We start from the raw sequence: 23,250 nt of genomic DNA on the forward strand, positions 1-23,250 counted from the left end.
GTCTACGCCGAAGCGGCAGGTGGGGGAGGGGCTGCTGGCGGGCCGGCAGCGCGGCCATTGTACGTGCGGGCTCCGGCAAGGTCCCGTCATGCGGGCGGCCAGGTGCCTGATACAAAAAAACCCGGAGGACAGTGATGTCTTCCAGGCTTCTTGGTGACCACCGAAGTGGTCGGGGAGACAGGATTCGAACCTGCGACCTCTACGTCCCGAACGTAGCGCTCTACCAGACTGAGCTACACCCCGAAGGGAGCCGCCTATTCTAGCGATTCACCCCGATGGCGGCAAGGGGTGAATGCTGTTTTCTTCACACTGCCGAAGCAGTGCCACTTCAGGGAACAAAAAAGCCTGGACGACTTCACCAGGCTTCAATGCGACCACCGAAGTGGTCGGGGAGACAGGATTCGAACCTGCGACCTCTACGTCCCGAACGTAGCGCTCTACCAGACTGAGCTACACCCCGAAGGAGCCGCCTAAGATACCGTGTGAAGGCCAAGGCGGCAAGGCTTTTTTACAGCTCAGCGACGATTTTCCTTCTCGATGCGGTTCTGCTCGCGGGCTTCGAACCACATGCCGTTGAGGATGGCCACCGTCGAGGCGAGGCCGGCACCGAGAATCCAGGCGAAATACCACATGATCAGTCTCCTTCATTCCGGGTAGGTGCCGACCGTTGGTCGGCACACGTGCAAGCAATCAATACGCGTTCGGGTTGTTACCCATCTCTTCGGTGGTGGTCTTGCCCTTCAGCACGCGGTACACCCAGGTGGTGTAGGCGAGGATGATCGGCAGGAATACCGCCGTGGCCAGCAGCATGATCCACAGGGTCAGGTGGCTGGACGAGGCGTCCCACACGGTCAGGCTGGAGGTGGGCTGGCTCGAGGACGGCAGCAGGAACGGGAAGATCGCAAAGCCGACGGTCAGGATGATGCCGGCGATGGCGGCCCCCGAGGCGATGAAGGCCAGGCCGCCGCGACGGGCCCGCAGCAGTACCGCACTGGCCAGCAGTCCGGCCAGGCCCAGCAGCGGCGCCAGGATCGTGGCCGGCATGGCGCTGTAGTTGCGCATCCAGCCACCGGCGGCGCCGAGTTCGGCGGTCTTCAGCAGCGGATTGGTGGCGCCGTCGGTGACCACCTGCGAGGTGATCTGGTAACCCGGCAGGCCGAAGGCCACCCAGGCACCGCCCACCGCGAACAGCACGAAGGCGATGATCGCGGCGATGCTGCCGAAACGGGCCGCACGTTCGGCCACCGGGCCGTCGGTCTTCAGCACCAGCATGGCGGCACCGTGGGCGACCAGCATCGACACGCTGAGCAGGCCGGCCAGCAGCGCGAAGGGCATCAGCAGGCCGAAGAACGAGCCGGTGTAGAAGATGCGCATGCTGTCATCGAAGTGGAACGGCACGCCCAGCACCACGTTGCCCACCGCCACGCCCATGATCAGCGCCGGGATGAAGCCACCGATGAACAGCGCCCAGTCCCAGGTGTTGCGCCAGCGCTCGCTGGGCATCTTGCTGCGGAACTTGAAGCCGACCGGTCGCAGGATCAGCGCGAACAGGATCACGAACATCGCCAGGTAGAACCCGGAGAAGCTGACCGCGTAGAGCGGCGGCCATGCGGCGAAGATCGCGCCGCCGCCCAGGATCAGCCACACCTGGTTGCCTTCCCATACCGGACCGATGGTATTGATCACCAGCCGGCGCTCAGCGTCGTTGCGGGCGACGAAGGGCAGCAGGGTGCCCACGCCCAGGTCGAAACCATCCATCACGGCGAAACCGATCAGCAGGATGCCGAGTAGCAGCCACCAGATCACGCGCAGCGTGGTGTAGTCCAGAAGAATGAAATCCATCTTGGTTCTCCTGCCTCAGGCCTGGCCGGCGGCCGGCGCCGAGGCATTGTGGGAAGCATGCGGCTGGGGCGACTGCAGTGACGGCAGCACCTCGTCCGGACCCTTGCGGATCGCCTTGAGCATCAGCTTGATCTCGACCACGATCAGCGCGGTGTAGATGGCAGTGAAGCCGGCCAGGGTCAGCACGATTTCATGCAGGGCCAGCCCCGATGCTGCATAGAAGGTCGGGAGCACGCCATCGACCGCCCACGGCTGGCGACCATACTCGGCCACGAACCAGCCGCACTCGATCGCGATCCACGGCGCCGGCAGCGTCCACAGGGCCAGCTTGAGGAACCAGCGCTTGTCCTGGAAATTGTTGCGGCAGGAGTAGTAGAAGGCCAGGGCGAAGAAGGCGATGAGGTAGAAGCCGAGGCCGGCCATCACGCGGAAGGTCCAGAACAACGGCATCACGCGCGGCACCGTGTCCATCGCCGCCTGCGAGATTTCCTGCGGGGTGGCGTTGAGGATGTCATCGCGATAGCGCTTGAGCAGCAGGCCGTGGCCCAGGTCCTGCCAGTGACGGTCGAACATCTCGCGCGCTTCAACGTCGTTCTTGTTGGCGCGCAGGCGTTCCAATGCACCGTAGGCCAGCTGGCCGCCACGCACGCGGTGTTCGGCGCGCTCGACCAGTTCCAGGATGCCGGGAATCGGCTGGTTCAACGAGCGGGTGGCGATCAGGCCCATCAGGTAGGGGATCTTCACCGCGTAGTCGTTCTGGTGGGTCTCCTGGTTCGGGATGCCGAAGGCGGTGAAGTCGGCCGGCGCACGCTCGGTCTCCCACATCGCTTCGATCGCGGCCAGCTTCATCTTCTGGTGTTCGCTGGCGGCGTAACCGCTCTCGTCACCCAGCACGACCACCGACAGCGATGACAGCAGGCCGAACGCCGCGGCCACCGCAAACGAACGACGGGCCAGGTCCTTGTGCTTGTTGCGCAGCAGGAACAGCGCGCTGATCGCCATCACGAACACCGCACCGGTCACGTAGCCGGCGCTGACGGTGTGCACGAACTTGGCCTGCGCCACCGGGTTGAACACCACCGCCATGAAGTCGACCACTTCCATGCGCATGGTTTCCGGGTTGAACACCGCACCGGTCGGGTTCTGCATCCAGCCATTGGCCACCAGGATCCAGATCGCCGACAGGTTGGTCCCCAGCGCCATCAGCCAGGTCACCATCAGGTGCTTGACCTTGCTCAGGCGGTTCCAGCCGAAGAAGAACAGGCCGACGAAGGTCGCTTCCAGGAAGAACGCCATCAGGCCTTCGATGGCCAGTGGCGCACCGAAGATGTCACCCACGTAGTGGCTGTAGTAGGACCAGTTCATGCCGAACTGGAATTCCATGACGATGCCGGTGGCAACGCCCATGGCGAAGTTGATGCCGAACAGGACGCCCCAGAACAGGGTCATCCTGCGCCAGATCTCCTTGCCGGTCATCACATACACGCTCTCCATGATGGCCACCATGAAGGACAGGCCGAGGGTGAGCGGTACGAATAGGAAGTGGTACATCGCGGTCAGCGCGAATTGCAGCCGCGACAGTTCTACGACTGTCTGATCAATCATGGCCTGGCTACCTCGTTGGATAGTGCCGTTGCAGGTGGCGGGAAGGGTGGTCTACGACGTGAATGATGTGACCGACTACTTCAAACAGCCTTGATCCAGATCAATGTATGAACAGGTGCCCCGGTTGATCGTATGCCAACCTGATGAAGACTGCGACCGCCGGCCGCAGGGGCGGGCTATTGCCTGCGCCTACAATGCCGTGTCTCCCCCGTTGCCCGTGAAGACCTCTTGAGCGCTGCCGAAACGACCCCTGATGGCCTGTCCCCGGAAGCTGAAACCGCCCGCCAGCGGCGTGTGCGCACGGCCTGGCTGGCCGACCTGGCACGCTCCGCCCGGGGCCGCCAGCGCCTGGCCGCGCTGTGCATCAGCCTGTCCGGCGCACTGTTGATCGGCCAGGCTGCCGCCATCGCCTGGCTGGTGCAGCAGGTGCTGGTGGAGCGCGTGCCGCTGGAATCTGGCCTGCCGGTGCTGGCGGGATTGGCGGTGATCCTGGTGCTGCGCACCCTGCTGGGCAGCGCCACCCAGGCCGCCGCCGGTGACGTGGCCGACGCCGCACGCCTGGCATTGCGCGAACGCGTGTTCGCACGCCTGCTGGGCCACGGCCCACTGTGGCTGCGGCAGCGCCGCACCGGCGAACTGGGCGAACTGATGCTGCATCACGGTGATGCGATCGAGAGCTATTACAGCGGCTTCCTGCCGGTGCGCACTGAAGTGGTGGTGGTGCCGCTGCTGATCCTGGCCGCGGTGGCCTGGGTGGACTGGGTGGTGGCGCTGATCCTGCTGTTCACCGCGCCACTGGTGCCGTTCTTCATGATGCTGGTGGGCTGGGGCGCCGAAGCGGCCGGCCGTGCGCAGCTGGGTGAGCTGGCACGCATGAGCGGCCATTTCGCCGACCGGATCAAGGGCCTGGGCCTGCTACGCCTGTATGGCCGCGGTGACGCCGAGCTGGAGGGTATCGAGGCCGCCGCTGAAGGCGTGCGCGTGCGCACGCTGAAGGTGCTGCGGATTGCCTTCCTGTCGTCCACGGTGCTGGAATTCTTCGCCTCGGTGAGCGTGGCGATGGTGGCGCTGTACCTGGGCCTGAGCTATCTGGGCATGATGTCGCTGCATGCAGCGGTGCCGACGCTGGGTGCGGGGCTGTTCTGCCTGCTGCTGGCACCGGAATTCTATGCGCCGCTGCGACGGCTGGCCGCGCACTACCATGATCGCGCCAATGCACTGGCCGCCGCCGCCGAAGTGGAGCGCCTGCTGCAGTCGCTGCCCGATGAGCAGGGCCTGGTCGAGAACGAGGTTGCACCGCTGGCGGTGGAGCCGGCCGAGGCCGCGTTGCCGCCGCTGCAGGCACAAGGGCTGGTGCTGCGCCCGCTGGGCGCGCCGCAGGATGTGCTGCAGGATCTGGACCTGCGGCTGGAGCCGGGCCAGCGCCTGGCCCTGGTTGGTCCCAGCGGCTCCGGTAAAAGCACCCTGCTGGAAGCGCTGGCCGGCTGGCTGCCGCCGCGCGCCGGCAAGCTGCAGCTGCGGCCTGGCGTGCAGGTGGCTTATGCCAGCCAGCGCCCCTACCTGTTCCACGGCAGCATCGCCGACAACCTGCGGCTGGCTGATCCCGGTGCCAGCGATGCGCGGCTGCGCGCGGTGGCCGAGGCCGCGCAGGTGCTGCAGTTCGCACAGCGCCTGCCACAGGGCCTGGACACGGTGATCGGCGAACGTGGCTTCGGCCTGTCCGGCGGCGAAGCCCGTCGTATCGGCCTGGCCCGGTTGTTGCTGCGCGACCCGCAGGTCCTGTTGCTGGACGAACCCACCGCGTTTCTCGACGCCGATACCGAGGCCGCACTGCTGCGCAGCCTGGCTGCCTATGCGCGGGGTCGCAGTGTGGTGGTCGCCACCCACAGCCCGGCGGTGATCGCCTGGGCCGACCGCTGCCTGCTGCTGCCGGAAGGGCGCCTGGTCGAACCGGCACAGGCGGTGCGCGCATGAGCCGTTCGCCTGATTCGCTGCGCGCGGTGTTTCTGCGCCATCGGCCGCGCCTGCTGCTGACCGTGCTGCTGCTGTGGACCACCATGCTGGCCGGCACCGCATTGCTCGGCCTGTCCGGTGGCTTTCTCACCGCCGCCGCGTTGGCTGGTGCGGCCGGCCTCGGCCAAGGCTTCAACTTCTTCTCACCGTCCGCGGGCATACGCGGGCTGACGATGGCGCGCATCGTGTCGCGCTATTTCGAGAAGCTGGTCGGCCACGACGCCACGCTGCGCATCGCCCGCGACCTGCGCGTGTGGTTCTTCCGCCGCGCGTTGCCGCTGGCACCCGCACGGTTGGGGGCTACGCGCACCGGCGACCTTCTGGCGCGCCTGCTCGGCGACATCGGTGAAGTGGACGGCCTGCTGGTGCGTGCGATCGGGCCGCTGCTGGCGTTGGGCGGATTGTCGCTGGTCGCGATCGTTTCGGCAGCACTGATCCTGCCGTCGGCTGCGGTGCTGCTGGCGGTGCTGGCGCTGCTGATCGCCTTCGGCGTGCCGTGGCTGGGCGTGCGTGGCCATGACGACGAAGAGGCCGACCGTGCCGCGCACCGTGCCGCATTGCGCACCGCGGCCTTTGAGGGGTTGGAAGGTGCGGGTGACCTGGCCGCGCTGCATGCCGATGCAGCGTGGCAGCTGAAGGTGCGCGTGGCAGCCAAGCAGCTGGCCTCGCGTGACCGCCGCCGCCGCTGGCGCCTGATCGCGGCCTCGACCCTGCACGGCCTGGTGGCGGGGCTGGGCCTGGTGGCGATGCTGGCGTTGGCCCTGCACGCGGCCGAGCAGCAGCGCATCGCACCGGAAATGGCCGCAGGTTTGGTGTTCCTCACCGTGGCGTTGGTCGAGCTGTGGGCCGGCATGGGCCTGGCCTGGCAGTCGCTGCAGTCCGGGCGCATTGCCGCCGATCGCCTGCAGGCGATCGTCGAGCAACCGCCGACGGTGGACGATCCGCAGGCGCCACAGGTGGTGCCGCCGGCTGCGCGCGTGCATTGGGATGACGTGCATTTCCAGTGGCCAGGCGGCGCGCGGCCGGTGTTGTCCGGCCTGCAGCTGACCCTGGCGCCAGGCGAACGCATCGCGATTCGCGGCGACAGCGGCAGTGGCAAGACCACGCTGTCGAGCCTGCTGCTGCGGCTGTGGGATCCGCAGCAGGGACGGCTGACCTACGGTGGCCGCGACCTGCGTGATTTCGCCCAGGCCGAATGGCACCGGCAACTGGCGTGGCTGCCGCAGAACGCGCCGGTGTTTGCCGGCAGCGTGGCCGAGAACCTGCGGTTGGGTGATCCCGATGCCAGCGACGCCGCCTTGTGGGCGGTGCTGCGCCGCGTGCGCCTGGGCGAATGGGCCGAGCGCAACGGCGGCCTGCAGGCCTGGGTGGGCGAGAACGGCGCGACGATGTCGGCCGGGCAGGCGCGGCGGTTGGCGTTGGCCCGTGCACTGCTGCGCAATGCGCCGATCCTGCTGCTGGACGAACCGACCGAAGGCCTCGACGTGGATACCGCACGCGCGCTGTTGCAGGACCTTTCCGGTTTGCTGGACGGGCGCAGCCTGTTGATGATCACCCACGACGACCTGCCCGAAGGCGTGGTCGATGCGCAGTACCGGTTGCGCGACGGGGCTCTGGTCCGCGAAGCGTGAACCGGTAGTGCCGGCCGCTGGCCGGCAACCTCATGGCGCCTGATACGGACACGGAATTGCCGGCCAGCGGCCGGCATTACCCATTCGAACGGTTACCGCGAGAACTCGCGCAGCATCACCGCGATCGAGGCCACGTTGGCCAGCACGCACAACCAGAACACCCACTGGAATGCGGCCTTGCGGTGCTTGTGTCGGAACAGCGCCTGGCCCAGCAGCGCGCCCGGCCAGCCACCGGCAAAGGCCAGCATTTGCAGGGTGCGTTCGGGAATGCGCCATTGCTTTCGCTGCGCCGCGCGCTTGTCCTGGCCGTACAGCGCGAACGACACCGCGCTGGTCAGCATGCACCAGCCGCCCAGCCACAGCGGCAGCACACCGCTGACCATCAGCGCGATCAACGCGCCGAACGCGGCCAACGCGAGGTTACGCCGCCACGCCACTTACAGCGCGTCGAGGAAGCCGCGCACGGCGGGGCCGAAACGCTCGAAATCGACCAGGAAGGCGTCGTGACCCTGCGGTGACTCCAATCCGATGAAATGGGCGTCAGCGCCTCCGGCACGCAGGCCATCGGCGACCTGTTGCTGCTGCTGCACCGGGAACAGGATGTCGGTGTTGGCGCCGATGGCCAGCGCCTTCTCCACCCGGATCTTCGCCAGCCCGGCCAGCACATCGCCATCGGCATACTCGGCCAGGTCGAACCAGTCCATCGAGCGGCTCAGGTACAGATAGCAGTTGGGGTCGAAGAAACGCACGAAGCGCCGTGCGTGGCCTTCCAGGTAGCTTTCCACCTGGAATTCCAGACCGAACGGATCGTCGTCGGTCTGGTCCGAATCCAGCCGCACGCGGCCGAAGCGGCCATCCCATTCCAGTGCCGAGCGGTAGGTGATCACGCCCAGCTTGCGCGCCATGCGCATGCCGGACTCGGGATACGCGTCGTCGTCGTAGTGGCCACCATTCCAGCGTGGATCAAGGCGGATCGCTTCGCGCTGCAGCGAGCGGATCGCGATCGAGAACGGCAGCGCCTGCGCGCTGCCGGAAATGTTGACGTGGCTGCGCGCAATGCCCGGGTGCAGCATCAGCACGGCCAACGCGGTCATGCCGCCCATCGAATTGCCGACCACGCAGGCCAGCTGTTCGATGCCCAGGGCGCGCACGACTTCGATCGCGGCGCGCGCGCCGTCTTCGATCGATAGCTCGGGGAAGTCGAGACGATACGGTTGGCCGGTGGCCGGGTTGAGCGAGGCCGGACCGGTCGAGCCCTTGCAGCTGCCCAGCGAGTTCACGCAGACCACGAACCAGCGGTCGGTATCGATCGCCTTGCCGGGTCCGACCATGCCTTCCCACCAGCCCGCTGCCGGGTTGGCGTCGTTGGCTGCCGCGTGTGCATCCGGCGAGAGGCCGGTCACGATCAGGATCGCGTTGCTGGCGTCGGCCGCCAGTGTTCCCCAGGTTTCATAGGCCACGCGCGCGCCGTGCAGGGCGCCGCCGCGCTTGAACGGGAAGGGCGAGGGCAGGGCGTGGAAGCGGGTGCCGGGCGGGATGAATTCGGTCATGCAGGCATTCTAGCGGGGCCGCATGTGGAGCTGGCGACACGCTGGTTTCCATCGGCGATGCAGGTAGTGCCGGCTGCTGGCCGGCAACCTCGCAGGCGCATCACGATTCATGAGCTTGCCGGCCAGCGGCCGGCACTACCGCGGCGCGTTACGGGAAGCGCAGCTCCACAACACCGTCGTGGGGCAGGCTCACCTTCACCGGTACGCTCTGCAGGTCATCTTCGCTGCGGTTGGCGCTGCCGGTGCGCGAGATGCGTGCCAGCACTTCCACTTCGCGATGGGCCGACAGCGGTGCGGTTGGCATCGGGCTGTCAGCGTCACCCAGCCCGACCGTGGCCGGGAATCCTGCCAAGGGCAGCTTGCGTGCGGCCACCGGCATCGGCGGTCCACCCACGGCGCGGGCCAGCACGAATACCTGGGTGCTGGCCGGCCACTCGGTGCCCTTCAACGCAGGCAACTGCACGCGCACCTGCAACAGCGCCGGTGGCGCCGCAACGGCTGCGTCGGACGGCTGACCGGCGGCTTCACGGGCGATGGCGATCTGCGCCTGCAGCGCCTGCGCGGCGCCGGGCTCAAGCCGTGGCAGCAGGCCGCTCCACACATCTGCGGCCTCGGCATTCTTTCCGCGCTGGCGCAGGGCGATCCCCAGCAGCCAGCTGGCACGCTCGGCATCGGGTGCCAGCGCACGCGCCTGCTGCAGCCAGGCCATCGCCGTGTCATCGAACTGCTTGCCGGCATCGGCCTGCGCACGTGCCTGCGCCGCTTCCACCAGCACGCCGGGGTCTTCCGGGGCGAGAGTGGCGGCCCGCGCGAACGCGTCCGCCGCGGCAGCGGCGTTGCCCAGTTCGGCTTGCGACCGGCCAAGCAGCGCCCAGCCATCGGCCCGCTGTGGGTCACGCTTCAGTGCATCCTGCAGGGCCTGCACGCCATCGCGCAGGGTGGCTACCGAAGGCGTCGGTTGCACCTGTGCGGCACGTGGATCACCGACCAGCAGGTACAGGCAGGCACCGGCCACGCCCAGTGCGAATACGCCGACCACGAAACCGCGGCGGCCAGAGTGGCGCAGCGGCCACAGCACCAGCGCTGCCATCAACGCAGCAACCAGACCGGCCAGCATCGGCAGCCAATGGCTCACCATCCGTCTCCTTCATCGGCCTTGCCGGCCGCTGCGGCGCCAACCGTACGGCCACGGCGGCGGACGATGCCCAGCACCACCAGAGCACCCGCACCGAGCATCAGCAGGGGACCGCCCCACAGCAGCCAGGTGCCCGGCTGCAACGGTGGCTGATAGAGCACGAACTCACCGTAGCGGGCGACCAGGAACTGCTTGATCTGCGCGTCGTCGTGGCCCTGCTGCATCAGCTGCAGCACCTCGCGGCGCAGGTCCTGCGCGATCTGCGCGTTGGAATCGGCCAGCGACTGGTTCTGGCACTGCACGCAGCGGAGCTGCGCGGCCAGGTCGTGGAAGCGGCGTTCTTCGGCGCCATCGCGGAACTGCAGCGGCTGCGGATCATGCAGCGGCTGCTGTGCCAGCGCGGCCAGCGGCAGCATCAGGAGCAGCAGCGCCAGCAGCCAGCGCATGGGCTCAGGGCGCCGTGTGCAACGTGCTGCCGGCATTGCCCTGGGCCTTCTCGATCTTCTCCAGCGCCGGGATCAGCTTCTCGTCGACCACGCGCTGGGTCATCGCACCGCTGTACTTCCAGCGCACGATGCCGCTGCCGTCGACAAGGAAGGTTTCCGGTGCGGCGGTCACGCCCCAGTCGATCGCGGTGCGGCCTTCCACGTCGCTGAGCACGACCATGAACGGGTTGCCCAGCTGTTCCAGCCAATGCAGGGCATCGGTCGGTTCATCCTTCCAGTTGTAGCCGATCACGCGCACGCGCTTGCTCTCGGCGAAACGGGTCAGCACCGGGTGTTCCTCGCGGCAGGCCGCGCACCAGCTGCCCCACACGTTCAACAGGTACGGCGCGCCACGCAGTTCGTCGCTGTGCACGATCATTTCCGGGTCGTGCAGCACCGGCAGCGCGAACGCTGGCGCCGGCTTGTCGATCAGCGCCGATGGCAGCACGTCGCGCTGCGGATCACCCGATTTCATAACCCCGTAGATCATCAGCCCGAGCAGGCCGAAGAAAAACAGCACGCCGATCACGATGGCTACCGGCGGCAGCGGGCGGGAGGGGCGCGGGGCGGGGGACTCGGACATGGAAACTCCTACGGACGACGGAAACGGCGGTCGGCGGCGGCGATGAATCCGCCCAGGGCCATCAACAGCGCGCCCAGCCAGATCCAGCGCACGAACGGCTTGATGTGCACCCGTACCGCCCATGCATTGTTGCCCAGCGGCTCGCCCAATGCCACGTAGACATCGCCGTCGAAGCGTGCATCGATGCCGGCCTCGGTCATCACCTGGCCGCCGCTGGCGTACTGGCGCTTCTCCGGGTGCAGCAGGTCCAGTTCGCGGCCGTCGCGGAACACCCGCAGGTGACCGCGGTCGGCGATGAAATTGGGGCCTTCGCGATGGTCCACGCCCTCGAAGCGCACTTCGTAGCGACCGACCACCAGCTGCTGGCCCGGGGCCAGCGCCACTTCGCGCTGCACGTTCAAGGCTTCCACCAGCAGCGCGCCGGCCAGGAACACGGCGATGCCGGCGTGGGCAACGATCATGCCGAGCATTTCGGCGGTGAAGCGGCCGTTGCCGCGCAGTCGCTGCCAGACGAAGCGTGCGGTACCGAGTGCGACCCAGGCCGCAGCGGCCACGCCGATGCCGGCCTTCCAGCCGTTCTGCGGCGCCTGCCACCAGGCCAGCGCGCCCAGCAGCAGCGCCAGGCCCAGCCACGGTGCCAGCAGCGCGAAGGCGCGCGAGGGCTGGTCATGCTGCCATTTCACCAGTGGGCCGAACGGCAGCAGCAGGATCATTGGCGCCATCAGCAGCAGGAACAGGCTGCCGAAGTAGGGCGGGCCGACCGAGATCTTGCCCAGCGACAGCGCATCGGCCAGCAACGGATACAGCGTGCCGAGCAGCACCATCGCGCAGGCCGTGGCCAGCAGCAGGTTGTTGGCCAGCAGCAGGGTCTCGCGCGAGGTGGCGGTGAAACCACGGCGCGGGTCGTCGGCATCCACGCTCAGCTGGCTGGCGCGCAGCGCGTACAGCAGCAGGCTGCCGCCGACCAGCACCGACAGGAACACCAGGATGAACAGGCCGCGCGAGGGATCGGCAGCGAACGAATGCACGCTGGTCAGCACACCGGAGCGCACCAGGAAGGTGCCCAGCAGCGACAGCGCGAAGGCGGCGATCGCCAGCAGCAGGGTCCAGCTGCCGAAGGTGCCGCGCTTCTCAGTGACCGCCTGCGAATGGATCAGTGCCGCGCCGACCAGCCAGGGCATGAAGCTGGCATTTTCCACCGGGTCCCAGAACCACCAGCCACCCCAGCCCAGCTCGTAGTAGGCCCACCAGCTGCCCAGCGCGATGCCCAGGGTCAGGAAGCCCCACGCGACGTTCGTCCACGGCCGCGTCCAGCGCAGCCAGCGCGCATCCACGCGACCTTCCAGCAGCGCCGCCACCGCGAATGCGAACGGAACGGCGAAACCCACGTAACCGATGTACAGCATCGGTGGATGGATGATCAGCCCCGGGTCCTGCAGCAGTGGGTTGAGATCGCGTCCTTCCAGCGGCGCCGGGTTCAGGCGCAGGAACGGGTTGGAAGTGAAGATCAGGAAGGCGAGGAAGCCGACGCTGACGATGCCCATCACCGCCAGTACACGCGCCTGCACCGGTGCCGGCAGGTGCCGGGAGAACAGCGCCACCGCGCCGGTCCACAATGCCAGCACCAGCGCCCACATCAGCAGTGAGCCTTCATGCGCGCCCCAGACCGCCGAATAGCGGTAGATCATCGGCAGCAGCGAATTGGAGTTCTCGGCCACGTAGCGCACTGAGAAATCCTGCTGCACGAACGCGGCGGTCAGCACCGCGAACGCGCCGGCGAGCAGCAGCAGCTGCGCGAACGCGGCTGGCCGTGCGACCGCCATCCATGCCGTGTTGTTGCGATGTGCGCCGACCAGCGGCAGGCCGGCCTGCAGCAGCGAGGCCAGCAATGCGCACATCAGCAGGATCTGACCCAGTTCGGGCAGCACTCAGCGCACCTCGGGGGCTGTCACCGGCACATCGTGCTTGCGGTGGGCATCGCCCATCTTGTCGGCCACTTCCTTCGGCACGTACTTCTCATCGTGCTTGGCCAGCACTTCGTCGGCGACGAAGGTGCCGTCCTGCAGGCGGCCGCTGGCGACCACCGCCGTGCCTTCGGCAAACATGTCCGGCAGGATCCGCGAGGTGGTCACTGCCAGCTGCGCGTCGCCGTCGGTCACTTCGAAACGTGCTTCCAGCGAGCCGACCGGCCGATTGAAGGAGCCTTTCACCACCATGCCGCCCAAGCGGAAGCGCGACTGCGCATCGACATCACCGCGCAGCACTTCCGAAGGCGTGTACAGGTAGGCGATGTTGCGCTCCAGTGCCATCGCCACCAGCGCAGTGGCCAGCCCGGAGGCGAGCAGGGCCAGCAGCACCCATGCCAAGCGGCGACGCTGTACCGGGGTCATCGTTCCAGCTCCGTCGACAGCGGCACAGCTGCGTCCTGCCTGCCGGCGCGGGTCTGCTGCCGCTGCTGGCGGGCCAGTGCCAGCCGGCGTGCCACGCGCAGGCGCAGCCACGAACCGATGGCGTCGGCGCCGAGCACCAGCACGAACACGGCGTAGGCGCCGATCACATAGGGAAGGTGGGTCATGGCTGGGCCTCCCGGACCGGGCGTTCGGCACCGACGCGTCCACCGACCCAGGCCTTGCCGGCCTCGCGGTCGAGATTGTCGGCGCGCGCCTTGGCCAGCACCGAACCGGCGAACCAGAACTTGGTGCCGATCACCATCCACCACAGCGGCGCGATCATCGCGCTGCTGATCGCCGATTCACCGAACACGTTGATCGACTGGCGCTGATGCAGGCCGCCCCACCAGTCCACCGAATAGCGGATCACCGGCAGCAGGCTGACGCCGACGATGGCCAGCAGTCCCGCCGCACGTGCGGCGCTGCGGCGGTCCTCGATGGCGTGGTAGAGGCCGATCACGCCCAGGTACAGGAACAGCAGCACCAGCTCGCTGGTCATGCGCGGGTCCCAGTCCCACCAGGTGCCCCAGGTGCCCTTGCCCCAGATGCTGCCGGTCAGCAGGGTGATCAGGGTGAAACCGGCGCCCATCGGTGCACAGGCCATGGCCAGGATCTCGCAGACCTTGATCCGCCAGATCAGCGCGATGGCGGCATACAGCGCCATCAGCGCGAACACGAACAGGCTCATCCAGGCACTGGGCACGTGGATGTAAAGGATGCGGAAGCTGTCCAGCTGCTTGGCTTCCGGCGGCACCACCAGCAGCGCCTGCCACATGCCGACCAGCAGCACCGGCACCGCCGCGAGGTAGAACACCCGCGACCAGCGGGCAGCGAAACGGTCGAACGTGGGAGGCGAACCGAGTTGGTGGAACCAGCGGACAATCGGATTCATGCGTGGCGGCTATCCAGCAGGGGTGGATTGGCTCTCAGCTCGGTCAACTCAGAGAAATACGTATTGCAGCGGCAGTGGCCAGCGGAGCCAGCACCAGCGCGAGCAGCAGGCCAGCGCCCAGCATCAGCAGCGCACCGACCGGATCCTGCCCGCGTCCGGCTGCCGCCAGGCTGCCGGCGCCGAACACAAGCACCGGCGCGTACAGCGGCAGCGACAGCAGCGCCACGAGAATACCAGAGCGTCGGATGCCAACGGTCAGTGCGGCGACCACGCCACCGATCAGGCTCAGCAACGGCGTTCCCAGCAGCAACGATGCCAGCAACATCGGCAGCTGGTCATGCGGCAGATGCAGCATTTCGGCCAACAGCGGGCTGACCACGATCAGCGGCAGCGCAGTGGTCGCCCAGTGCAGGAGCACGCGCACCAGCACCAGCCAGGCCAGCGGCACCGGCGCCAGCAGCCACTGTTCCAGCGAGCCATCTTCGGCGTCGGAACGGAACAGTGAATCCAGCGACAGCTGTCCCGCCAGCAGCACGGCCAGCCACAGCACCGCGCCCGCGGTGGCGGCCAGCAGCTGTGGTTCGCGGCCTTGGGCCAGCGCGAACAGCACCACTACCAGCACCGCGAAGAGCAGTGGTTGCAGCGCATCGCCGCGGCGGCGCCAGAGCAGGCGCAGGTCGCGCTTGAGCAGGGCGCCTGCGGTCTGCCACAGGCCTGGTTCGGTACCCGGCGCGATCATGCGGCACCGCCGAGGTCGAGCTGGCGGGTACGCACCGGCGGTGCGGCGTAGGCGCCATGGGTGGTGACCAGCGCAGCGCCGCCGGCACGCAGGTGCGCCGAGATCATCCGGTTGACCAGGGTGATGCCCTCCAGGTCGAGGTTGGCATAGGGCTCGTCCAGCAGCCACAGCGGCGCCGGCGACAGCCAGATGCGTGCCAGTGCCAGCCGCCGCTTCTGCCCGGCGGACAGCTGCCGAACGAGGGTGTCCTCATAACCGGCCAGGCCCACGATGGCCAGCGCGTTGCCGGGCATCTGCCGCGCACGCCGTCCATGCAGGCCGCACAGGAAGTGCAGGTTCTCCAGCGTGTCCAGGTCTGGCTTCAGGGCCGGCAGATGGCTGAGGTAGGCCACGTAGCGTGCACGTTCGGCATTGTTCGCCGGCTTGCCGTCGATCCGCACCTGGCCGGCGCCGGGCCGGGCCAGGCCGGCCAGCACGCGCAGCAGGGTGGTCTTGCCGGCGCCATTGCCGCCCTGCACCAGCAGGGCTTCGCCGGCGTCCACATGGAAGTCCAGCGGGCCGAACACCGGCTCGTCATTGCGGGAGAAGCTCAGGCCGCTGGCGGCCAGCAATGCAGGGGTGTTCAAGGGGCAGGGGTCTTCATGCCGGAGTGCGATGGCAATTGTAGCGGTGAATGCCGATGGTAGTGCCGGCCGCTGGCCGGCAGATGCGACCCGGCGCCGCAGATCGTCCCAGGGGTGCCGGCCAGCGGCCGGCACTACCGACGCGCGGATTGCGTAAACTCGCAGGCCTGTTCCCCCACAGCCCAGGCCGATGCAACCGAACACCAAGCTGCCCAAGGTCGGTACCACGATCTTCACCGTGATGTCCCAGCTCGCCGCCGAACACGGCGCAGTCAACCTGGGCCAGGGTTTCCCGGACTTTTCGGCGCCGCAGCGCCTGATCGACGAGACCGCCAGGGCGATGGCCGCCGGGCTGAACCAGTACCCGCCGATGACCGGCGTGGCGCCGCTGCGCCAGGCCATCGCGCAGAAGGCGCTGGACTGCTACGGCGCGCAGGTCGATGCGGACAGCGAGATCACCGTCACCAGTGGCGGTACCGAGGCCATCTTCAACGCCATCCACGCCGTGGTGCGTGCCGGCGAGGAAGTGATCGTGCTCGACCCGGCGTATGACTGCTATGAACCGGCGATCGACCTGGCCGGTGCCAAGGCCGTGCATGTGTCGCTGGATCCGCAGACCTTCGCGGTCGACTGGGACCGCGTGCGTGCGGCGATCACCCCGCGCACCCGCATGCTGATCGTCAACACCCCGCACAACCCGTCCGGCGCGATGCTGTCGGCGCAGGACATGCAGGCACTGGCCGAGCTGCTGCGTGGCACGCAGATCTACCTGATCTCCGATGAGGTGTACGAACACATCATCTACGACGGCCGCCGCCATGAATCGGCGCTGCGCTACCCGGAACTGCGCGAGCGCGCGTTCGTCATCTCCAGCTTCGGCAAGACCTATCACTGCACCGGCTGGAAGATCGGCTATGCGATCGCACCGCCGGCACTGACCGCCGAGTTCCGCAAGGTGCACCAGTACAACACCTTCACCAGCTTCGGCCCGGCGCAGTACGGCTTCGCCGCGATGATCCGCGACGAACCCGAACACCACCTGGAGCTGGGCGCGTTCTACCAGGCCAAGCGCGACCGTTTCCGCGAGCAGCTGGCCGGCACCCGCCTGAAGGCGCTGCCGGTCCCCGGCGGCTACTTCCAGCTGGTCGACTACTCGGCCATCAGCGACCTGCCGGACCATGAGTTCGTGAAGTGGCTGACCATCGAGAAGGGCGTGACCGCGATCCCGCTGTCGCCGTTCTACGAAAACCCGCCGGCCGGCCAGCGCCTGGTGCGCCTGTGCTTTGCCAAGAATGAAGCAACGATGGACGCGGCGATCGAACGCCTGCGCCTGCTCTGAGCGGAGGCGTGAACATGCAGGACCTGCGCATTTCCCTCGTCCAGGGCGACACCCGCTGGCACGATCCGGCCGGCAACCGCGCCTACTACGGCGCGCTGCTGGCACCGCTGGCCGGCACCACCGACCTGGTGATCCTGCCGGAGACCTTCACCAGTGGTTTCTCCAACGACGCCATTGCCCAGGCCGAAGGCATGGACGGCCCGACCGTGGCCTGGGTGCGCGAACAGGCCAGCACCTTGAACGCGGCGGTGATCGGCAGCGTGCAGCTGCGCGACGGCGAGGGCGTCTACAACCGCCTGCTGTTCGCCACGCCCGATGGCGACCTGCAGTACTACGACAAGCGCCACCTGTTCCGCTACGGCGGCGAGCACGAGCGCTATGCCGCCGGTCGCGACCGCCTGAGCGTGGAATGGAAGGGCTGGCGGATCAATCCGCAGGTCTGCTACGACCTGCGTTTCCCGGTGTTCTGCCGCAACCGCTACAACGTGGAGCGTCCGCAGCAGCTGGATTTCGACCTGCAGATCTTCGTCGCCAACTGGCCGTCGGCACGCGCTTATGCGTGGAAGACCCTGCTGCGTGCACGTGCGATTGAAAACCTGTGCTTCGTGGCGGCGGTGAACCGCGTCGGCGTCGATGGCAACCAGCTGCACTACGCAGGCGACAGCGCGGTGCTGGATTTCCTCGGCCAGCCGCAGGTGGAGATCCGCGAGCGCGAACAGGTGGTCACCACCACCATCTCGGCCGAGGCGCTGGCCGCTCACCGCGCGCGTTTCCCGGCGATGCTCGATGCCGATGCCTTCCACCTGGACGAACAGGCCTGAGCGACGGCCTGAACACTGCTGCACCAGCGCGCGCGCCTGCATCCAACGTGCACGCGCGCGCTGCTAGATTCGCCAGCAGTCCGACCGAACTGGAAGTCCTGCCATGAACAAGCCCTTCGCCCTGCTGCTTGGCCTGTCTGCCGCATCGCTGGCCCCGGCCGCGCACGCCGCTGGCAACCTCGACTGCGAGCTGCGCTACAACCTCTCTGGCTGGTCGCTGATCTACAAGACTGCATCCGGCAATGGCACGGTCACCTGCAGCAATGGCGCCAGCATGCCGGTGCGCATCCAGATGAAGGGCGGCGGTCTGACCGTGGGCAAGTCGAAGATCACCAACGGGCGTGGCAGCTTCACCGGCGCAGTCAGCGTCAACGAGCTGCTGGGTACTTACGCCTCGGTGGGCGCGCATGCCGGTGCGGTGAAGTCCAGCAACGCGCAGGTGATGACCAAGGGCGACATCTCGCTGGCCCTGTCCGGTACCGGCAAGGGCTGGGATCTGGGCGTGGACGGCACCGCGTTCACCCTCAGCCGGCGCTGAGGCGCGACGGCGCGGCAGTTCCCCAGCTGATGCGGATGTAGTGCTGTTCGGAATCGCTCAACAACCGTTCGACACCGAAACCATTCTTCAGCAGCTGTGCGACCACATCTTCGACGAGCTGCTCGCTGGCCATCACCTGGCTGAAGCCGAACACGATGTAGCGGCGGCCATTTTCCGAGCCGATCTGGATGGCGTTGTCGAGGTCGCGGTAGAACAGTTCGATTGGGCGCTTGGCGGCATCGACGTTGGCGCGGGCCTGTTCGGCGGTGATGGTGATCATGGGCATCTGCCTTGTGTGGGAGCGCGCGCACGATAGCCGGGGAATCAAAGCCGTTCCCGGAAGGCCAGCACAGTGCGCTGCTTTTGCAGCAATTCCTAGGCTGCAGCGGGACGCCGCCGTTGCAGCCACAAGGCCAGCAGGCCACACGCGATAACGGTCGGTGCCAGCATCTGCACTGCACCGACCAGCGCCATTGCCGCACCGATCAACAGGTAGTAGAGCAGGCCGAACAGCGCGCCTGCGCTGCCGAGACAGTGTGGATAGCCGCGCAGGGCCTGGCCGAGCACATTGGGAATGGCAAGGCCGAAGCCCGTCACCACCGGCACCATCGCCGCGATCAGGGCAGGGTGATCATGCAGCAGCGCGGCCAGCAGGCCTCCCGTCAGAACCAGTACTGCGGCGATGCGGATACGCGTGGTTGCGGCAACGCCTGCACGCAGCAGGCGGCCATTGCCCCACGCGCCCAGTGCCGAGCCCAGTGCCAGCACCGCGCCGCTGGCGCCGAACCAGGTGGCTGGCCAGTGCAGGCGCGCAAACACGAAGGGGCCGAGCACATACCAGCTGTACATCGCCACGTTGAAGGCCATCACCAGCAACGCGTGTGACCAGATCCAGCGATCGCGCAGCAGTTCCCGCAGCAGCGGCAGCATGGGCGCGTGCGGGATCTGTGCAGGGCGGCTTTCGCGCAGGCCCGCCAGGCATGCGACTGCCAGCAGGGCAGCGATCAGCAGCAGGCCGGACTGTACGCCGACATAGCCATGGGCGGCGACCAGCAGCGTGCCCAGTGCAAGGCCGATGGCCGGGCTCAGGGCCAGGGCCATGCCGATCCAGGAGAATGCCTGCGCCAACGCGGGTCCCTGCAGGTGGTCGCGTAGTACGGTCTGGGTTACCACCGAGGCCGCCGCCGCACCCAGCGCGGCCAGTGCCTGTGCCAGCAGGACCTGGCCGAAGGTGCTGGCCAGCAGGCCGCCGCAGGCGGCCAGTGCGAACACGGCCAGGCCGCATAGCAGGGCAGGGCGACGACCGATACGATCGGCCAGGCGCCCCCACAGCAGCACGCCTGCAGCGAAGCCGAACAGGTACAGGCTCATGGCCTGGCTGGCGGCACTCGGCGGCAGGGCGAAGCGTTCGGCCAGATCGGCCAGGGCCGGGCTGTACAGGGTCTGTGCCAACTGCGGGAACATCAGCAGTGCAATGGTGAGCAACAACAGGCGGCGCGACATGCGGGCGCTCCAGGAACAGGGCCCCGCATTGTGGTCGCGTCCGCAATGGCGCACTCTGTCTATCTTGTCATCGAATGTATGAAATCAGACATGGCCTGGTTGCAGCCGCACGCGCACTTCGACGCCGATGCCTGGAGCGCTCCGGTGCTGGGGATTGCAGCCTCACTGGCGGATCACGACTCGGGTTGGCACCAGCATGCACGCGCGCAGCTGCTGTACACCCGGCAGGGCTGCACGCGCCTGACCTACGGTGATCGCATCAGCCTGCTGCCGCCCGCGCGCGCCGCGTGGATTCCGGGTGGGCTGCGCCATCGCGCGCAGATGCGCCAGGCGGTCGACTACCGTTCGTTGTACTTCGACGCCACGCTGTCGGCCCAACTGCCCCGGCAGCCGGCGATCATCGGCGTGGGGCCGCTGCTGCAGGCCTTGCTGGAGCCGATCGCGCAGGCGCCGTTCGACCATGACTGGCAGTCGCCGCGCGCACGCCATCAACTGGCGTTGTGCGTGCTGGAGATCGCTGCTGCACCGGTGGCACCGATGGACCTGCCTCTGCCTCGTGATCCGCGGATCGCACGGTGCCTCCCGGTGGCCGAGCAGCTGCCGCCCGAACTGGGGGAGCTGGCCGCGCGCACGGGCCTGAGCGCGCGTACCGTCGGCCGGTTGATGCAGCGTGATACCGGCATGAGCTACCAGGCCTGGCGCCAGCAATGGCGACTGATGCGGGCCATGGAGTTGCTGCTGCTGGGCCAACGCGTGGCGCACGTGGCGCAGGACACCGGCTTCTCCGCCGAGAGCCCGTTCATCGCCTTCTTCCGCGGCATGACCGGCACCACACCCGCCGCGTTCCAGCGCCACGCAAAAGGGGACGGAGGGGATTAAGTCGCTTTCGCCCCTTTGATACAGGCCGTGGCAAAAACGACTTAATCCCCTCCGTCCCCTTTTCAACGAAAAACCCCGGCCTGCGCCGGGGTTTTTCATTTCAGGCGTGCCGGTGATCAGCCGCCGCGCGGGCCGCTGCGGCGCGGGCCGCCCGGACCGCGGTTGCCGCCGGGGCCACCCGGGCCACGGTTGCCACCCGGACCGCCGGGGCCGCGATTGCCGCCCGGACCACGGTTGCCACCACCCGGCCCGCGACCGCCCGGACGGGCGCCCTGCGCCGGCTTCGGGCTGCCATACGGGTTGAAGCCCGGCGTGGCGTGGTCGGACGGGAAGCTCGGGGCATTGCCCGGATGACCATACGGGTGCTTGTTGCCCTGGCCCTGCGAGCGGTTGCCGGCACCGGCCGGACGACCCTGGCCGCCTGCGCCGCCACGGCCTTCACCGCCGAAACCGCCACGGCCCTGTCCGCCACCGGCGCCCGGACCCTTCGGCTTGCCGTACGGACGGCCCTGGCCGCCTGCGCCCGGACCACGGGCACCCGGGCCGCGCGCGCCCGGACCGGCATTGCGATGGCCGCTCGGGCCCGTGCTCACGCCATCCGGCACGTACCAGGTGCGGAACGCGGCCGGGTTGCCTTCCGGCAGCGAACGGTCATTCTTCTGGGTGCGCTGCTTGAACGGCTTCTGCGACTGCTTGGCTGCTGCTTCACCGCTGACCGTCAGGCCACCCTTGAAACCGCCGCCCTTGCCGCCGCGGCCACGGCCGCGGTCTTCGCGGACGTTGTCGAAGCGACGCAGCTCGCGGCCTTCGTCTGCGGTGTTATGGCCGTTGACGTAGGCATTGCCACGGCCACCTTCGCGCACGCGCACGGTGGTCTTGGCGGCGCGGCGCTGGCCGATCACCGGCTGCAGGGTCAGAGCCGACGGCGCGCCTTCTTCCAGCTTCAGCTGCGCACGCAGGGCTTCAACCTGGGCGGTGCCCAGTTCCACCGAATGGCCACGGGCCAGTTCGCGCGGCAGGCTCACCTTGCCGTAGCGGGTGCGCTTCAGGCGGCTGACCTGGCAGCCCTGCGACTCCCACAGGCGGCGCACTTCGCGGTTGCGGCCTTCCTTCACCACGACGCGGAACCAGTCGTGCGAGTCGGTGCCGCCGATGCGTTCGATCTCGTCGAACTTGGCAGGGCCGTCCTCCAGTGCCACGCCGCGTGCGAGGCGGTCGACGATGGCGTCGGAGACCTTCTCCTCGCCTTCCGGGGCGCGCACGCGCACCACGTACTCGCGCTCGACCTCGAACGACGGGTGCATCATGGCGTTGGCCAGTTCACCGTCGGTGGTGGCCAGCAGCAGGCCGGTGGTGTTGATGTCCAGGCGGCCGATGGCGATCCAGCGCGCGCCCTTCAGCGGCGGCAGCGATTCGAACACGGTCGGGCGGCCTTCGGGGTCTTCGCGGGTGGTCACTTCGCCTTCCGGCTTGTTGTAGACCAGCACGCGCGACGGTTCGGCCAGGGCGGTGGCGACGAAGCCGCGGCCATCCAGCTCGATCTTGTCGCCGCTCTTGACCGACATGCCGGTCTGCGCGACTTCACCGTTGACCTTGACCAGGCCTTCGGCGATGCGCTGTTCCAGCGCGCGGCGCGAACCCAGGCCGGCCTGGGCCAGCACCTTGTGCAGGCGCTCTTCCAGCTTGAACTGTTCGGAGGTGGCTTCGCGCTTGAGCGAGAGCTTGTTACGGGGGGTGTCACTCATCAGTTTTGCTCCGGCCGACGGTTTCGGGGTCGGCCTCTGGTTCGGAATCGGCTTGGTCAACAGCCACGGTCGTCATCGCGACGGCGTTGTCTTCGCGTTCGTTCAGGGGCACCGCGCGCTCGCCCGGCGCGGAATCGGGGTGCCCATCATCAAGGGGCGAAGGTGCTTGCTCATCGGAAGCCGACGCAGACGCTGCGTCGGCGGAATCGGGGGTGTCGCTGCCGGCCAGGCCGGCGTCATCGTTGGCAGCAGCGCCATCGGCGCCAGCTGAAATGTCCGGACCCTCGGCACTGGCGGCGGCCGGTGCGTCGCGGTCCAGGGCCAGCTGGGGTTCCAGCTCGCCCAGGTCCTTCAGTTCCGACAGCGGCGGCAACTCGTCCAGGCGCTTCAGGCCGAAGTAGTCCAGGAAGCCCTTGGTGGTGCCGAACAGGGCAGGCTTGCCGGGCACGTCGCGGTGGCCGACCACGCGGATCCACTCGCGTTCCTCCAGCGCCTGGATGATGTTGCTGCTGACCGCCACGCCGCGCACCTGCTCGATCTCGCCACGGGTGATCGGCTGCCGGTAGGCGATCAGCGCCAGGGTTTCCAGGGTGGCACGGGTATAGCGGGTCTTGCGTTCGGTCCACAGCCGGCTGATCCAGCCATGCACTTCGCCGGTCACCTGGTAGCGGAAGCCGGAGGCGACCTCGACCAGTTCCACGCCACGGCCTTCGCAGGCTTCGCGCAGGCGCTCAAGCGCACGTTCGATGCTGCCCGGCGGTGCCGGCTCCTCTTCCGGGAACAGGTCTTTCAGCTGGGCCAGGGTGAGCGGCTGGCTGGAGGCCAGCAGGGCACCCTCGACAATGCGGTTGATCAGCGTTTGGTCCATCGGCAGTCA

Annotated in this window: 24 protein-coding genes and 2 tRNA genes; 6 read left to right on the top strand and 20 right to left on the bottom strand. The window is 67.9% G+C overall.

All coding sequences use genetic code 11. The features are described from left to right. Window positions 1-166: 166 nt before the first annotated feature. From AC5P5S_RS07290 to AC5P5S_RS07310, 5 genes are all read right to left on the bottom strand, one after another. Window positions 167-243, bottom strand: a tRNA-Pro gene (locus AC5P5S_RS07290). 140 nt (window positions 244-383) lie between these two features. After that, window positions 384-460 (bottom strand) — tRNA-Pro (locus AC5P5S_RS07295). A gap of 55 nt (window positions 461-515) precedes the next feature. Continuing rightward, window positions 516-632: a cytochrome bd-I oxidase subunit CydX gene (gene cydX / locus AC5P5S_RS07300; RefSeq protein ID WP_005410354.1), complete on the bottom strand. Its 117-nt coding sequence runs from the start codon at window positions 630-632 to the stop codon at window positions 516-518. 58 nt (window positions 633-690) lie between these two features. After that, a complete protein-coding gene (gene cydB / locus AC5P5S_RS07305) occupies window positions 691-1,842 on the bottom strand; it encodes a cytochrome d ubiquinol oxidase subunit II (RefSeq protein ID WP_005410353.1) in 1,152 nt (383 codons plus the stop codon). A 15-nt stretch (window positions 1,843-1,857) separates the two neighbouring features. After that, window positions 1,858-3,447, bottom strand: a complete 1,590-nt coding sequence (locus AC5P5S_RS07310; protein WP_005410352.1) for a cytochrome ubiquinol oxidase subunit I — start codon at window positions 3,445-3,447, stop codon at window positions 1,858-1,860. A 228-nt stretch (window positions 3,448-3,675) separates the two neighbouring features. Between AC5P5S_RS07310 and cydD the strand changes: the two genes are divergently transcribed. Both cydD and cydC read left to right on the top strand, forming a co-directional pair. Further along, window positions 3,676-5,421: a thiol reductant ABC exporter subunit CydD gene (gene cydD / locus AC5P5S_RS07315; protein ID WP_495276298.1), complete on the top strand. Its 1,746-nt coding sequence runs from the start codon at window positions 3,676-3,678 to the stop codon at window positions 5,419-5,421. Then, window positions 5,418-7,091, top strand: coding sequence for a thiol reductant ABC exporter subunit CydC (cydC, locus tag AC5P5S_RS07320; RefSeq protein WP_043035341.1), 1,674 nt, complete (start codon window positions 5,418-5,420; stop codon window positions 7,089-7,091). The genes cydD and cydC overlap by 4 nt, the downstream gene beginning before the upstream one ends. Before the next feature lie 92 nt (window positions 7,092-7,183). Here the strand turns inward: cydC and AC5P5S_RS07325 are convergent, their stop codons facing one another. The 11 genes from AC5P5S_RS07325 to ccmA all read right to left on the bottom strand — a co-directional run bounded on the left by AC5P5S_RS07325 (window position 7,184) and on the right by ccmA (window position 15,785). Continuing rightward, entirely contained in the window at window positions 7,184-7,528 is a 345-nt protein-coding gene (locus AC5P5S_RS07325; protein WP_062607432.1) for a DUF1294 domain-containing protein, read from the bottom strand. Continuing rightward, window positions 7,529-8,641, bottom strand: a complete 1,113-nt coding sequence (gene metX / locus AC5P5S_RS07330) for a homoserine O-acetyltransferase MetX (protein ID WP_043035339.1) — start codon at window positions 8,639-8,641, stop codon at window positions 7,529-7,531. A 148-nt stretch (window positions 8,642-8,789) separates the two neighbouring features. Then, on the bottom strand, window positions 8,790-9,779 hold the full coding sequence (locus AC5P5S_RS07335) for a tetratricopeptide repeat protein (protein WP_049459788.1): 990 nt from the start codon (window positions 9,777-9,779) through the stop codon (window positions 8,790-8,792). Then, a complete protein-coding gene (locus AC5P5S_RS07340) occupies window positions 9,773-10,222 on the bottom strand; it encodes a cytochrome c-type biogenesis protein (protein WP_005413991.1) in 450 nt (149 codons plus the stop codon). The genes AC5P5S_RS07335 and AC5P5S_RS07340 overlap by 7 nt, the downstream gene beginning before the upstream one ends. A 4-nt stretch (window positions 10,223-10,226) precedes the next feature. Beyond that, a complete protein-coding gene (locus AC5P5S_RS07345) occupies window positions 10,227-10,844 on the bottom strand; it encodes a DsbE family thiol:disulfide interchange protein (RefSeq protein WP_005410345.1) in 618 nt (205 codons plus the stop codon). Window positions 10,845-10,852: 8 nt separating this feature from the next. After that, window positions 10,853-12,772, bottom strand: coding sequence for a heme lyase CcmF/NrfE family subunit (locus AC5P5S_RS07350; RefSeq protein WP_062607431.1), 1,920 nt, complete (start codon window positions 12,770-12,772; stop codon window positions 10,853-10,855). Then, window positions 12,773-13,234, bottom strand: a complete 462-nt coding sequence (gene ccmE, locus AC5P5S_RS07355; RefSeq protein WP_005410343.1) for a cytochrome c maturation protein CcmE — start codon at window positions 13,232-13,234, stop codon at window positions 12,773-12,775. Then, window positions 13,231-13,419 (bottom strand): heme exporter protein CcmD, encoded by a 189-nt coding sequence (ccmD, locus tag AC5P5S_RS07360; protein ID WP_005413988.1) that lies wholly within the window; start codon window positions 13,417-13,419, stop codon window positions 13,231-13,233. The genes ccmE and ccmD overlap by 4 nt, the downstream gene beginning before the upstream one ends. Next, window positions 13,416-14,186: a heme ABC transporter permease CcmC gene (gene ccmC, locus AC5P5S_RS07365; RefSeq protein ID WP_005410341.1), complete on the bottom strand. Its 771-nt coding sequence runs from the start codon at window positions 14,184-14,186 to the stop codon at window positions 13,416-13,418. The genes ccmD and ccmC overlap by 4 nt, the downstream gene beginning before the upstream one ends. Before the next feature lie 43 nt (window positions 14,187-14,229). Next, window positions 14,230-14,925 carry a heme exporter protein CcmB gene (gene ccmB / locus AC5P5S_RS07370; protein ID WP_062607430.1) on the bottom strand — a complete coding sequence of 232 codons (696 nt, stop codon included), beginning with the start codon at window positions 14,923-14,925 and terminating at the stop codon, window positions 14,230-14,232. After that, on the bottom strand, window positions 14,922-15,785 hold the full coding sequence (gene ccmA, locus AC5P5S_RS07375; RefSeq protein WP_414489912.1) for a heme ABC exporter ATP-binding protein CcmA: 864 nt from the start codon (window positions 15,783-15,785) through the stop codon (window positions 14,922-14,924). The genes ccmB and ccmA overlap by 4 nt, the downstream gene beginning before the upstream one ends. On the opposite strand from ccmA, the gene AC5P5S_RS07380 reads away from it, so the two are divergent. The 3 genes from AC5P5S_RS07380 to AC5P5S_RS07390 all read left to right on the top strand — a co-directional run bounded on the left by AC5P5S_RS07380 (window position 15,739) and on the right by AC5P5S_RS07390 (window position 18,246). Continuing rightward, window positions 15,739-16,887, top strand: coding sequence for a pyridoxal phosphate-dependent aminotransferase (locus AC5P5S_RS07380; protein ID WP_005410338.1), 1,149 nt, complete (start codon window positions 15,739-15,741; stop codon window positions 16,885-16,887). The two genes, ccmA and AC5P5S_RS07380, sit on opposite strands and share 47 nt — an antisense overlap. Window positions 16,888-16,901: 14 nt before the next feature. Next, window positions 16,902-17,708, top strand: coding sequence for an amidohydrolase (locus tag AC5P5S_RS07385; protein ID WP_062607429.1), 807 nt, complete (start codon window positions 16,902-16,904; stop codon window positions 17,706-17,708). 103 nt (window positions 17,709-17,811) lie between these two features. Further along, a complete protein-coding gene (locus tag AC5P5S_RS07390; RefSeq protein ID WP_062607428.1) occupies window positions 17,812-18,246 on the top strand; it encodes a hypothetical protein in 435 nt (144 codons plus the stop codon). Here AC5P5S_RS07390 and AC5P5S_RS07395 read toward each other — a convergent pair. Both AC5P5S_RS07395 and AC5P5S_RS07400 read right to left on the bottom strand, forming a co-directional pair. Further along, window positions 18,233-18,526: a hypothetical protein gene (locus AC5P5S_RS07395; RefSeq protein ID WP_005413984.1), complete on the bottom strand. Its 294-nt coding sequence runs from the start codon at window positions 18,524-18,526 to the stop codon at window positions 18,233-18,235. The genes AC5P5S_RS07390 and AC5P5S_RS07395 overlap by 14 nt on opposite strands. Before the next feature lie 95 nt (window positions 18,527-18,621). Beyond that, window positions 18,622-19,749: an MFS transporter gene (locus AC5P5S_RS07400; RefSeq protein WP_062607427.1), complete on the bottom strand. Its 1,128-nt coding sequence runs from the start codon at window positions 19,747-19,749 to the stop codon at window positions 18,622-18,624. A gap of 90 nt (window positions 19,750-19,839) precedes the next feature. Here AC5P5S_RS07400 and AC5P5S_RS07405 point away from each other — a divergent pair, with 90 nt between their 5' ends. Further along, window positions 19,840-20,628: an AraC family transcriptional regulator gene (locus tag AC5P5S_RS07405; RefSeq protein ID WP_012480810.1), complete on the top strand. Its 789-nt coding sequence runs from the start codon at window positions 19,840-19,842 to the stop codon at window positions 20,626-20,628. Between the two features lie 116 nt (window positions 20,629-20,744). On the opposite strand, the gene AC5P5S_RS07410 is transcribed toward AC5P5S_RS07405, so the two are convergent. Both AC5P5S_RS07410 and scpB read right to left on the bottom strand, forming a co-directional pair. After that, window positions 20,745-22,373, bottom strand: a complete 1,629-nt coding sequence (locus AC5P5S_RS07410; protein ID WP_005413982.1) for a pseudouridine synthase — start codon at window positions 22,371-22,373, stop codon at window positions 20,745-20,747. Continuing rightward, complete coding sequence (scpB, locus tag AC5P5S_RS07415) at window positions 22,366-23,241, bottom strand: SMC-Scp complex subunit ScpB (protein WP_005410331.1); 876 nt, start codon at window positions 23,239-23,241, stop codon at window positions 22,366-22,368. Before scpB ends, AC5P5S_RS07410 begins: the two co-directional genes overlap by 8 nt. Window positions 23,242-23,250 lie beyond the last annotated feature (9 nt).

It is taken from the genome of Stenotrophomonas sp. YJH_SMC_54, from assembly GCF_059368435.1.